This window comes from Alteromonas sp. MmMcT2-2, from assembly GCF_022348305.1.
GTDB classification, from domain to species: Bacteria; Pseudomonadota; Gammaproteobacteria; order Enterobacterales; family Alteromonadaceae; genus Alteromonas; species Alteromonas macleodii.
Genome location: NZ_JAKRFA010000010.1, coordinates 115458 through 128054, shown reverse-complemented (window position 1 = coordinate 128054; position 12597 = coordinate 115458). Strand labels below are relative to the sequence as shown.

Annotated in this window: 11 protein-coding genes; 5 read left to right on the top strand and 6 right to left on the bottom strand. The window is 44.0% G+C overall.

Features of this window, described 5'->3' with window-relative positions; genetic code table 11:
* Positions 1-57: 57 nt before the first annotated feature.
* Positions 58-1767, bottom strand: a complete 1710-nt coding sequence (locus tag MHM99_RS08610) for an acyl-CoA dehydrogenase family protein (protein WP_239218989.1) — start codon at positions 1765-1767, stop codon at positions 58-60.
* Positions 1768-2016: 249 nt separating this feature from the next.
* Between MHM99_RS08610 and MHM99_RS08605 the strand changes: the two genes are divergently transcribed.
* The 3 genes from MHM99_RS08605 to MHM99_RS08595 all read left to right on the top strand — a co-directional run bounded on the left by MHM99_RS08605 (position 2017) and on the right by MHM99_RS08595 (position 4902).
* On the top strand, positions 2017-2817 hold the full coding sequence (locus MHM99_RS08605; RefSeq protein WP_239218987.1) for a PaaX family transcriptional regulator: 801 nt from the start codon (positions 2017-2019) through the stop codon (positions 2815-2817).
* A gap of 185 nt (positions 2818-3002) precedes the next feature.
* Entirely contained in the window at positions 3003-4115 is a 1113-nt protein-coding gene (locus tag MHM99_RS08600; protein ID WP_014950290.1) for a hypothetical protein, read from the top strand.
* Positions 4116-4434: 319 nt separating this feature from the next.
* Positions 4435-4902, top strand: coding sequence for a hypothetical protein (locus tag MHM99_RS08595; RefSeq protein WP_014979921.1), 468 nt, complete (start codon positions 4435-4437; stop codon positions 4900-4902).
* Positions 4903-5106: 204 nt separating this feature from the next.
* On the opposite strand, the gene MHM99_RS08590 is transcribed toward MHM99_RS08595, so the two are convergent.
* Together MHM99_RS08590 and MHM99_RS08585 are read right to left on the bottom strand one after the other, a co-directional pair.
* Entirely contained in the window at positions 5107-6450 is a 1344-nt protein-coding gene (locus MHM99_RS08590; RefSeq protein ID WP_239218985.1) for a M24 family metallopeptidase, read from the bottom strand.
* Positions 6451-6610: 160 nt separating this feature from the next.
* Positions 6611-6991 (bottom strand): glyoxalase, encoded by a 381-nt coding sequence (locus MHM99_RS08585; protein ID WP_014979919.1) that lies wholly within the window; start codon positions 6989-6991, stop codon positions 6611-6613.
* A 107-nt stretch (positions 6992-7098) separates the two neighbouring features.
* Here MHM99_RS08585 and soxR point away from each other — a divergent pair, with 107 nt between their 5' ends.
* Positions 7099-7575 (top strand): redox-sensitive transcriptional activator SoxR, encoded by a 477-nt coding sequence (gene soxR / locus MHM99_RS08580; protein ID WP_239218983.1) that lies wholly within the window; start codon positions 7099-7101, stop codon positions 7573-7575.
* Between the two features lie 6 nt (positions 7576-7581).
* Positions 7582-8571 carry a 23S rRNA (adenine(1618)-N(6))-methyltransferase RlmF gene (gene rlmF / locus MHM99_RS08575; protein WP_239218981.1) on the top strand — a complete coding sequence of 330 codons (990 nt, stop codon included), beginning with the start codon at positions 7582-7584 and terminating at the stop codon, positions 8569-8571.
* Between the two features lie 118 nt (positions 8572-8689).
* Here the strand turns inward: rlmF and MHM99_RS08570 are convergent, their stop codons facing one another.
* The 3 genes from MHM99_RS08570 to betA all read right to left on the bottom strand — a co-directional run bounded on the left by MHM99_RS08570 (position 8690) and on the right by betA (position 12591).
* Entirely contained in the window at positions 8690-9412 is a 723-nt protein-coding gene (locus MHM99_RS08570) for a TorF family putative porin (protein WP_014977124.1), read from the bottom strand.
* A gap of 138 nt (positions 9413-9550) precedes the next feature.
* A complete protein-coding gene (locus tag MHM99_RS08565) occupies positions 9551-10768 on the bottom strand; it encodes a BCCT family transporter (protein WP_239218979.1) in 1218 nt (405 codons plus the stop codon).
* 170 nt (positions 10769-10938) lie between these two features.
* Positions 10939-12591: a choline dehydrogenase gene (gene betA, locus MHM99_RS08560; RefSeq protein ID WP_239218977.1), complete on the bottom strand. Its 1653-nt coding sequence runs from the start codon at positions 12589-12591 to the stop codon at positions 10939-10941.
* Between the last annotated feature and the right edge of the window lie 6 nt (positions 12592-12597).

Genomic DNA, 12597 nt, shown 5'->3' with positions numbered 1-12597 from the left:
TACTTCAACGAGAAGCCGGATATACGGACGCAAACCATTTTAGTCAAAACAGCATGTTTACTCTTGCAATAATGGGGGAGACCATATACAGGCCCTAGACGATACCTGCCCAAACGCAATAATTTTCTCAAACGGTGTGGTGTCGGGTAATGTACCTAAGGCAAAACCACATGCATTGCCAAGCCTTGATTCACAGAAGGTGTGGGCAATGTCGATAAGGGCGTTGTCGTTATTAAGTGACGTAGCAAGAAGTGAACATGCTTGTAGCGCTAGCGCCATTTGTTCTGTTAAATATCGGCTGCGCGTTTCCATATTCTGCGTGTTTGATAGCTCGTCGAATAGCTTACTAAGATGAATATCATAGTGCCTGTTTTTGCCTGATTGTGTTTTAAGCTCACTAAACAAAGCCTCTTTAACATTGGGCTCTTTGGCGAGTGCGCGCAGTACATCTAAACATTGTACGTTTCCGCTTCCTTCCCAAATAGAGTTCAGAGGCGCTTGGCGATAGTATCGTGGCATGGGGTTTTCTTCAACGTAACCAATACCGCCTAAACACTCTTGAGCTTCGTTAACAAACATAGGCGTGCGTTTACAAACCCAGTATTTTCCAATGGCGGTGGCCAGCCTTGCCAGTGCAGCTTCATGATTATCGCTCGATGCACTATCAACCGCTTTGGCAACGCGCATAGTGAGTGCAGTAGCAGCCGCACATTCAATGGTGAGGTCTGCCAACACATTTTGCATTAAAGGCTGATTGACTAAGGTCTTGCTGAATGCGTCGCGATGACTTACGTGGTGTAAGGCGTGAATCAGTGATTGTCGCATAAGTGCTGATGAGCCAATCATACAGTCTAACCGAGTAAGCGACACCATATCTATGATCACCGGCACACCGCGGCCCTCTTCGCCAATCAAATATGCCGTGGCTTCCTGAAATTCAACTTCAGACGATGCATTGCTCCAGTCACCCAGCTTGTCTTTCAAACGCTGAATTCGCACGTTATTGAGTGCACCATTTTCCAACAACCTTGGTAGTAAAAAACAGCTTAGTCCGCCTTCGGCTTGCGCAAGTATAAGATGAGCGTCGCACATGGGGGCTGAGAAAAAGAATTTATGCCCTACGATATGGTAACTTCCATCAGCCTGTTTAACCGCTGTAGTGGTATTACGCCTAACATCCGACCCACCTTGTTTCTCAGTCATCCCCATACCAATGGTCAGTCCATGTTTCTGACTAGCTGGCAGGGAACGAGGATCATAAACACCATTAATGGTTTTCTCTAGGTATACGGGTGGCAGCTGCTTTCCATACCGCATGGCCGGAATAGCTGCGTGGGTCATAGTCAGCGGGCAAGACGTGCCAGACTCAGCCTGATAATGCATATACATTAGCGCTGCCCTGAAGGTGTGTGCGCCTTCAATGCCTTCATGCTTCCACGAATAGTTGTGTACATTGTGCTGCATCGCACTTTCCATAAGCGCGTGATAGCTGGGATGAAACTCAACATCGTCAATGCGGCGGCCATAGCGATCGAATGTGTGGAGAGTTGGCTTATTCTTATTAGCAAGCTCTCCGTGAGCCATAAGTGCATCCCCCGCGATTTGACCATACTGGCCTAATAACCCTTCGTCATGCTGGTGGGATGATGGCAAATGCTGATCGACTAATACGCGCAGTAAGGTGTCATCACGCCACAAATTGTAGGGCGTGGAAATGGTGGGTTGGTTTTCTACAACGTGCGTAACAAATCGATTTGATGAAGTCATGGCATTTCCACTTGGTGAATATACAAGGTGTACCTTTGAACTGGGCTTTTACTTTAAAGGGCTACGTTAAAGCACTATCCCCAAGTACTACCTTAAAACATTACATAAATAGTTGTAAATTGGTATTTTATGTAATGTTTGTGCGCGGCGCGTGTTTATATAATGATGAATGCGTATATGTTTGGCCTTAAGCCAATTTATATTTTAATTAAAATTACGTCCTATCTGAGACAAAGAAGTAAATAGAGTTTGCAATTAGAAAAACAGAAAAAGCCCAATGCAAGAAAGCTACTGCTAAAGTTATTGGGCTCCCGTGACAATATTCAAATGAATGCCAGTGCAGCTGTTCGCGTAGGGGCGCTGTTTGGTATTTCTGAAAATAACATTCGAGTGACGCTCACGCGTTTACAGTCTGCACAGCTTATTACCTTGGTTGAACGCGGTTTTTACAAGCTGGGCGACAAAGGCATTCGTTTTGCGAAGGAAATTCATCAGTGGCGAGAGGATGAAGATGGGCTTGTGCCCTGGCAAAATGATTGGGTTGTCGTTCAAACCAGCGCGCTTCCTAAAAGTGATAAAAAGCAGCTCAGAAATAATGAACGAGCGCTGAAGCTTTTGGGGATGAGAAAGCTGACAAACGACGTTTACCTCAGACCGAACAATTTCTCAGGCGGAGCAGGCGAAGTAAGAGACAAACTTTACACACTTGGTTTATCGAAAAAGGCGCTCGTGTTTAGTGCCAGCGACTTTGACACTAAAGCACACAGCAGGGCGATGGGATTATGGAGCCACCTAAACCTAAAGGCACTTTATAAAGACGGATGCATCGAAATAGAGGAATCTCTTGCTCGATTAACGTCTTTACCCCTTGAAGAAGCAACCAAAGAATCTTATGTGATAGGAGACAGGGCGTTATACCACTTGGTGTTTGACCCCTTATTGCCATCGCCACTTGCAGATGTAGCCATGCGTGAGCGCTATCGTAATCTAGTAAAACGGTACGATGATGCTGGCGCACAAATTTGGCACCGCTTTTTAAATCAAAACTAAGCGAGATTAAAGGTAAACAGCTCAAAAAGAGGGTTACAGATTCGTTACACACAGTTGAGCGTAAATTTCACATATAGATGTATTGTGTGAGAACAGTCAGAAAGATGAGACGGTAAGTAATTATTTGGCCGCATAGAACGCTAAGTGTAATTAGCTCTAATGGAAGTAGCGTAAATGGAGAGAAGATGACCGCATCAAGACCGTTATTTAAGCATATTCGCAATCATACAGCGCTTTTCAATGAGCTTTCTCAGTATCGAAACGCCGCTGTAGATACCTTAGGGTTTACGGGGTATGAATTTCATAAAACGCCAAAGTTCGTAACCGAAGATGGGAGTCGGCTTACCATCGAACCAGAGAGAAGCATTGTACTGCCCAAAGTTCATGCGTTGTCGGGCTTGAAGAATAAGCTGACTCAGGCTATTCCCACGTTACATATGGTAGAGCATAGTGAAATAGGCTATCGCTACCCAACAGCAGCGTTGGCTGGGCTAGACGCGCCATTTATTAAACGCATGCGATCTGAGTATTTTCACAAAGTGGATGAAGATAGAAGTATTTGCCGCCCTGTGAATTTGTCTTTCGGAATTAAAAGTCGCGGAAAAGCTGACAACCGACAAGAATACGAAGTGTGGATGCCAGACGAAGCGCCAGATCAAAATCCGCTTCCTTTGCTCATCAATGCCTATGGCGAAGACTTACCCGATGATGTAAGACACTTTGTTGAACAACCCTCAAGAGTACACGGTTGGATGGGGGTTAAGCGAGCAGCATTTGAAGCACTTTACACAAACAAGCAACATTGTGGTGATTTGATCATTTGCGTCGCCATGAGTGTAGACGCCTACAACATTGGCGCTAAACCCGATCTAGCTTATTCTCCTGAAGCAGAAAGCTCTATTGCTGTAAGCAACGCAGAGTTTGAGTGGGAAATAGAGGGGTACTATGCTCCGCGAGGCTGGGCGTTTGACCACGATGAAGTGTGGGCAGCAATAAATCACACGTTAGAAGCTATCAATGCGCCGCTTGATGATTTATACGGCAACGAAATTATTCCTATTGCCGAAAGTAAAACGGAGCGAATTTTGTCAACATTGCAATCACTGGGCGTTAGGCAGGAAGAAGTAGACGAACTTAATCTTCAGCCTTGGGAGTTCATGCTAACCGAAAGTGAGCATAGGGTTAAAGCGCACGATCCCAGCCGTTCAGTTAATTTGTTAGGTAGACTAAATCGACTCTTTTACCAACCAGAGCAGCAGTTGCCTTCACTAAATTGGATGCACGATCTGATTTTATAGTTTTAAACTTTTAAGATTACTCTACTGTCCGATTTTAGTTCATATCGTTCACAAAGCTAGGCGCGCTGAAAGCAATTCCATGCGCGCTTTTTTATATTCCTTCTGAAGTCATTCTGTAACTAAAAAGACTTATATGTAAAATTTTATATAAAATATGTTTGTTTTTGTAAATAACTTTCAGTTTTGTCGTGATCTGTCTGTTTATTTTGCTATTTATGTAATTAAATTACGAAAAATGCTTTATTTTTTGAAAGTATTGTTCATAATGTATTCATCACTCAGGTGATATCTAATTTAGTTACAAAATAGGAATTCAAAAATGAAACTGTCTACTTTCGCAATCGCTCTAACACTATCTGTTGCTGCCACTCAATCTTTCGCAAAAGATGTGGTACTAAAGCCAATTAACGACAACATCGAAACACAAGCATGTTTAACTGCTGCTGAAGATGGTTTTGGTCCTGCATTGCGTCTTATCCGTTCAAAAGGTTTTAACGCAGAAGAGTTCAGTGCATCTGTACGTTGCAACGGCGAATCACTTCGCACTTTTGCTTACATGTACAAAAACAACAAGGCGACTGAAAACGCGAAAACTGTAGCACTTGTTGCTAAAAACCAAGATGTTGCGTCACAGGCTTGTCTAGAAGCGCTTTCAGTAGGTAAAGAAGCGGCACTAGCGAAGTTTGGTTTGGAAGGTGAGAACATTATTTGTAACCACAAAACAATGTCTGATTTTGTTCGCGAATACAGTGTAGAGAACGTAGTTGTTCGCACTGCTGCTGAATAAGACTGCGTTTTAGGATAGCAACCTACTGCTAATATTTAGTACAGTTTCATGGCCTTTCGCTTGAAAGGGCGAAAGGCCTGACACTTTACGTTTCGCTTGATTTAATTCTACGTAAGTCTTCTCGCATCGGCCAACCTTTAGCCGCACCGTTCAGTTTTTTCATTTCGTATAGGCCTTAAAATAGGAGTAACGCTCCACCTATAGTTATTGGTTTTCATCTGAATGAATCAAATGAAACTCAGTTTGCCTGCCATCTAAATAGGTTACTGACTGACCGTCAAAAAATGCATCTTCTTCCAGCATAATTCTAATTTCTTTGTTCCACTCTTTAATAAAGCTTGCTGCATTGAGTTCTATCGAATAAGCCGTCTGTGCAAACACTGGATAGTCACCTTGAACTGGTACTCCTTCCTGTGCATCCCACATTCCTATCGTTGGACCTGCCGCGTGCCCATGAAAACCAAGCGGGTGGGTGTAAATAGCGGGCGTAATGCCTTGTTCGATAGCCTGCTGTCGCGACATACTCAAAATAGTGTTACCTGTTCTGCCTACTTTAAAATTACCGACCAGAATGTCCTGCAACTGGTTTCCAGATTTAAGTGCTTCCTTAAGTGAAGCTGGCGCGTCTTTTTCACCAGGCTTTAACACGTAAGCATGCTGCTGTTGATCAGTATTAAGTCGAAGGTAAGTAATGCCGAAATCGACATGAATGAGATCGCCCGGCCGAATGATGTTTTCACCAGGACGCTTGCTAAACGCGGTAATTTGGTCGAAGACTTCACTGTCTTTACGTTGAATTGAGACAGTAGGATGAAACCAGTTGGTCAGCCCTAAAGCGCGCGTTTGATCACGCAGCCACCACACCACATCGTCTGTAGTTGTCACGTTAGGGGTTATAACTTCATTTGAAAATGCCGTTGCTATCAGTGAATGACCAATTTGAGTAAGTACCGGATAATATTGCATTTCAAGGTCACTGCGCGTTTCCAGCCAACCGATTGAGAGTCTTTCGCCACTTACAACGCGGCTTTTCAGCGCTTCAGGAAGTACGGCCATAAATTTGTTGTGCTCGGTAGAGGTCATGCCATCAGCGAGTGCAAATGAATCAGACGTATTAATGGCAATTTTAGCGGGATTCCGGGCTTCGATAATGTGTTTCAATGCCTCCCACTGGTCGGGTTGTGCTTCCTTATCCCACGCTTTTTTAAATAGTGATCCTACCGCATATCTTGCAACGGCCAAACGTTCTAGCGGTTGACCATTGCCGGGGTTATAAATGACTAGCATGGTATGACGTCGTGCGGAGATCCAAGTAGAAGGTAACATGGTTTTTAAAACGGGATCTTCGTTGTATTCCCGGGACATTAACACCCACATGTCGATGCCTTCACGCTCCATAATTTTGGGCAGCACGGAATTGAAGCGTTCAACGGTGATCTTGTCAATCAGCTCGCTTCGCTGTTTCATACTAAGAATGTTATTCGCCCATGCGTTTGCCGATAGGGATAACATTGCTAAACCTAAACTTATCGCTAGTAACTTTCTCATCAATGTTTCCTGTCTATTATTATTAAAATGACCACAGTGCGCGTTCATTTTTAGTAAACAAACCTAGCAAAGAAAGATACAAAGTAAAACGCGCACGAGTGAGGTAACGTTAATCTAACACTAAATTTGAAAGTTCAGCTAGGCGTATCACCTGATAGCCCTAGTTATATGAAACGACTTCAATCTCTATGTTTTGCTGAGCCATGAAATAAAAGCGTCTACCTGGTTCATAATCGCCATGGTTAAAAGTATTGAAATTAAGTGCCAAAACCTGCTGCTCTGTTTCGTCTAAATTAGGCACAACAATACCGATGTGGTTGATATTGGCGAGGGTTTTATAATCGCTTTCTATATCATTGATAGTTTTAGGTCTGTAAAGGGCGAGGTAGTCTTTATCGTTTCCTACGTGCACCGTGTAGCCGTCATTTTTGGCGCCGCCGCTCCACCGTACTTTCCAACCAAATAGCGTACAAAGTAAGCTGGCTAGCTCATCTGGGTTTTCAACGGTGATATTCGCGTGCTCTAAGTATGCAGTTGTCATGTGTTTTTCCTTGTGTAGATAATCAACGAAAAACAGCTTAATATCTAAAGCTTACTTTAGATCAAGCGTTTTTTACCCGCTATTTCGAAATTGGAAAAGGGGGCGTTATGGCACCAGAACCTATGGTAAGCATTGGCTTTATTGCTAAACGTACTGGCAATGCTGTTTCATTAATTCGCTATTATGCCAACGAAGGGCTAATTCCTTCTGTGCGCACAAATGGCGGAAATAGAGCATTTCCTCGCTCTGTCATTCGCAGAGTTTCCTTTATTTTGATTGCGCAAAATATGGGGTATTCCCTTTCTGAGATAAAGAATCTGTTGTCTACACTTCCAGACAACAGAACGCCAACACAAGCTGATTGGACAAAATTAAGCACGGTATTTAATCAGCATATCGAAGCAAAAATTGCAGCGCTGACCAGTTTGAAGACGTCGTTAGAAGGCTGTATTGGCTGTGGGTGTTTGTCATTAGACCGCTGTAGGCTTTACAATACCGACGATAAAGTGGCAGCCCAAGGTAGCGGTGCCCAGTTGCTCGATGAAAACGTGCAATCCCAGTTCTTAGTTTCACACAAAAAGTAGCGCTTCATGCACCCAAAAAATCTTCACAAGAACGGCTATCCTATGGATACGCTGTGCCAGACATACCCAGCGCTCAAGTCTTTTCTCGTTCGTGCTAAAAGCGGCAATACCAGTATAGATTTCACCAGCCCAAAAGCGGTGAAGGTGCTTAATTCGGCCTTACTTCATCACTACTACCGCCTTGAATATTGGGATATTCCTGATGGCTACTTATGCCCCCCTGTACCTGGAAGAGCAGATTATATCCACGGTATTGCTGATTTATTAAAATCAACGAGCAGCAGTGCGCAGGGTGAGCAGAGTCAACAGGGGAAAGATCAAAACGTTCGTGGGCTTGATATAGGCGTGGGCGCAAATGCTATCTATCCTATTATCGGCGTTACATCCTATGACTGGTCGTTCGTAGGGAGTGATGTTGACGACGTCGCAGTAAAAAGTGCTAAAGCTATTGCTAGTAAAAACAGTGTGTTAGCCCATAAATTCCAAGTGCGTAAACAAGCGAATAGAGCAAGTATTTTCAACGGCGTGATTGAAGCAAATGAACGATTTACGTTTACTATGTGCAATCCTCCGTTTCATAAGTCTGCGCAAGAGGCACTGTCAGGCACGCGAAGGAAAACATCTAATTTAATCCGCAATAAACAGAAACGAAGTGGTGCGAAGTTCACCGATAATCGTGAGCAAGGTTTTGGGCATCGTACATCCAAGCTACAAGGTAAAAATGCCGCTTACCAAGGTAAGGACGCAAACTTGAATTTTGCGGGCCAAGCGAATGAACTGTGGTGCGAAGGCGGTGAACTTGCCTTTATTCAGCGAATGGTTAAAGAGAGTGTCTCTGTAAAAGACAATGTAGAATGGTTCACATGCTTGGTGTCGAAGAGTGCCCATTTGAAACCAATTAAAACCAGTATTGATTATTACGGTGCTGCGCAGTGTAAAGTGATTGATATGGGACAGGGAAGTAAATTGAGTCGTTTTGTTGCGTGGACTTTTTAACCGTCGTATCGCTAAGTTAAATTGACCGAGTACAGTTGAAACAGTGTAGTGCGAGCACGCATAGCATTTGCTAAGGAAAGTGGCTCTTGTTCTGAAGAACCACTTTCCAATTCAACGTTTAGAAGCTGAAGGTTTTTGATACACCAAACACAATGCGCTCATCGGCGGTATCAAAATCAAGATTGGTGTTTTCAGCAGCAATTTCGAAATCAAATCCTTCATAACTCGTTTGGTAAGCCAAACGGTAGTGGTAGAAAGAGGTGTCATCACCATTCCACAGCCACTTGTCACTGTCTAGTGAGTTAGATACGTCAAAGCTTGCACGTAAATGATGGTTGGGGGCGAGTTCAAAGGTATGAGCAACCATTGCGATAGCGTGTTTTGCGCCTGTTCCAAAGTAATCCCACGTGTACCAGAAGTTTAGTTCTGAGCTACCGTAGTCACTGGCATAACCAAACTTGGTATACACCTCTGGGTAATTGCCATCACTTGAATCATCGCCACCGTGATAAGAGTAATAAGCGATGCCGTAGTCCAAACTCACCGTTTCGGTTAGCATTTGGTAACGACCCACGTAAAAATCCCATTCAAGGTTTGTATCGCCACCAAAATCTACATTAGATGCCCACGTGCCTGCATAAGTGCCGTTATCAAATGCTTTATCAACACCGCCTTGTAGTGCAGGGTCGTTTTGCGTTTGGCTAACGCCGTTGAAGGTATAATCTGAAACCGCAGAGATATTGGCGCTCCAATCAGCGAATGAAGCTGAAGAATATAACGCTGCGACAATAGCCACTGTGAAAATATGCGTGGATGTAAAAAAAGAATTCAAATTTTTCATTGTTAAACACCTGTTTTTATCGTTGTTTTATTTGGCCCGCTTTCTAGTTAATGCGCTTTTACGCCGGTTTCGGGCAACACTTACCCCCATTGGCTCAAAGTGAGCCAATGTTAAGAAGGTAAGAAGTGATTGATTTAATTAGTTGAGATTTTCTATCTTGGTAAAGTCGATTTTGTTTTCTTTCGGCGATGTTTTGATGGCCGTCACCGATTTAAACTTCTGACTTAGAATGAAAGCAAAGCAGCTAAAGAAGATAGCGATAACTAACGCACCCACCCACTGAATTTGCAAGAAGTCTAGTTTGAACAGCAGCGTGAGTAGCGAAAGCGCCACGATATTGAGAGCAATGTAATTGCCTTTACCGATGCGTTCAACGGTCATGTTTAGATTATCTGTATAAAGTCTAATCAGTGAATCAAGTGAGTTGATCACAAAGACGACACCCACACACACCATGGCTAAATTGGTTATCCCCTCAGTAGGAATACCGGCACTGTGATAGTGGTACAGTACTGAAAACCAAGCCGCAATCGGGATAGATGGAATGACCATCATAGCCAACATGACTTGATAAGTTTTAAGACCGCCCACGAAACGAGACGTAAACTGACCAATCATGATGCTCCAGCTGAACCACCAGAATAGATAGAACTCGTGATACTCATTAATGGGTAATACGAAGTTATCGATGTTCGCAAAGTACCCGCCAATAAGACCTAGGTTGGTAAAATAAGCCGTTATCTGACTTTCGCCAAATACAAATGCTGCCGCCCACATGCCAACAATGAGGGCGATGAATACCCATGTGGTTGTAAGGCTTAAAATACGCACGTATTTAATGCTAGTGCTCGAATATACGGCAAAAGCAATGGCTGCAAACACGATCAAGTAGAACGCAGGCACGACAGATTCTCCGTCGCCTATCGACGGTAAATACCACGGAAGGTTAGACAGCAGTAGAAACGCCGTGAAAGCACAGGTTCCGATGATTACAACGTTGTTTACGAACTTAACAACCGGAAGCTCGAAGAACTTTACTTTCGGTTCGATTACGCAGAAATAAAAACAAGTAAGAAAGTAGAATCCCCAAATTAAGAATCCCCAAAACCCAAACTCAATGGCGAGCGGATTGGTGAAGGCATATTCAGGACTTGCGCTTATGTCAGCATAACCAGCAAATTCAGTGAGCGGGAACATAATAAGGCCCACGTCCAAACCTGAGGTAAAGAGAATGGCAATAAAGGTAAAGGTTCTAACTGGCGTTACGCCGACCACTTTCATGTTGCCCCATTTAAACAAAATATAGGCTACAGAAAGTAGAGTGAAAATAATGCCTGCACTAAGCCATACTGTCATTATCACCCTCCCAATATTGATAAAAATGAAACATGTTTTTTCCTTTTTTTCGTTATTAAACAGTCCACCCAACTACACATTAAAGCCTTATATTAAAGGCGGTATGTAGGCACTGTGGAAGGTGCGCTTGTTTTAACAACAAGCACACTGGTGCGAGCTAGTTTAAAAATTTAGCGTTGCTTTGTTTGCCAATGCGGGTGAATATCCACGGGTACATTTTGTGGTGGCAAAGCAGGTTTACCCAGAATGATGTCTGCCGCCTTTTCCGCCACCATGATGGTTGGCGCATTTAGGTTTCCGTTTGGAATTGTGGGGAAGATAGAAGAATCCACCACTCGCAATCCTTCAATGCCATGAACATTGGTTTGAGAATCTACCACTGCCATCTCATCTTCCCCCATTTTGCAAGAGCATGATGGATGGTAAGCGCTCTCAACGGCTTCACGCACAAAAGCGTCTATTTCTTCATCCGTCTGAATGTGCTCGCCAGGCTGAATTTCGCCGTCTCTGAAGTCGTCGAATGCTGACTGTGCGATGATTTCTCGTGTAAGTCTTACGCATGCTCTAAACCCTTCGATATCATCTGGATGCTGCAAATAGTTAAACAAAATTTTAGGCGGAACCGTCGGGTTAGCCGACTGAAGGGTTACGCTACCTCTACTTTTAGGTTTGTTGTGACCTACGTGCACTTGAAAGCCATCGCCATCAAACGCGGACTTTCCGTCGTATCGAATAGCGGCAGGCAAGAAGTGGTACTGAATGTCAGGCCACTCCACATCTGCTTTCGAGCGAATGAAGGCGCAAGATTCAAAGTGATTCGTAGCGCCTAACCCAGAACGGTTTAACAACCAGCGAGCGCCGATCAACCCTTTTGAAATTAAGCCCAGTTTGCGGTTTAACGTTATTGGCTGTTTGCACTTGTACTGGAAATAAAACTCCAAATGATCTTGCAGGTTTTGACCCACACCCGGCAGGTGGTGCTTAACATCGACACCTGCTTTTTCAAGAATATCTCTGTCGCCAATTCCAGAAAGTTGCAGGATATGTGGTGAGCCAATAGAGCCGGCACTTAAAATCACTTCGTTAGATGCGGCGGCAGTTTCGACTTTACCGTTAACTACATATTCAACGCCTTTTGCGACTTTATCTTCCAGCACGACTTTAGTAACCAGCGCGCCAGTCACTATAGTTAAATTCTTACGCGATTTTATCGGGTCAAGATATTCACGGCTTGCCGAACTGCGTACACCATCTTTAACGGTCATATGCATAGGGCCGAAGCCTTCTTGCTGCTTGCCATTGTAATCGCTAGTGATGTCGTAGCCCGCCTGTTCGCCGGCTTTAATGAAGGCCGTATAAAGCGGGTTCTTCATTTCATTGCCGTTATTAACGCCGAGTTCACCGTTGCCACCTCGGTAAGCGTCGTTACCTTTGTACCAGGTTTCAGCTTTTTGGAAATAGGGGAGGCATGCCTGATAATTCCAGCCCTCTGCGCCGTGAGCTTCCCATTCATCAAAATCTTTAGCGTGGCCGCGTACGTATACCATTCCATTAATGGATGACGAGCCGCCCAACACTTTACCGCGTGGGCAGTGCATCTCACGGTTGTTTAAATAGGGCTCTTTTTCAGTGTTGAATTGCCACGCATACTTGTCGGTATTCATAGGAATAGATAGCGCCGTTGGCATCTTGATGAAAATGCTTTTATCTGAGCCACCGGTTTCCAGTAGCAACACCTCGTGCTTTGGGTTTTCTGATAAGCGGTTCGCTAGCACGCAGCCGGCAGAACCAGCTCCAACAATAATGTAATCAAATGTCTGCATATGTAC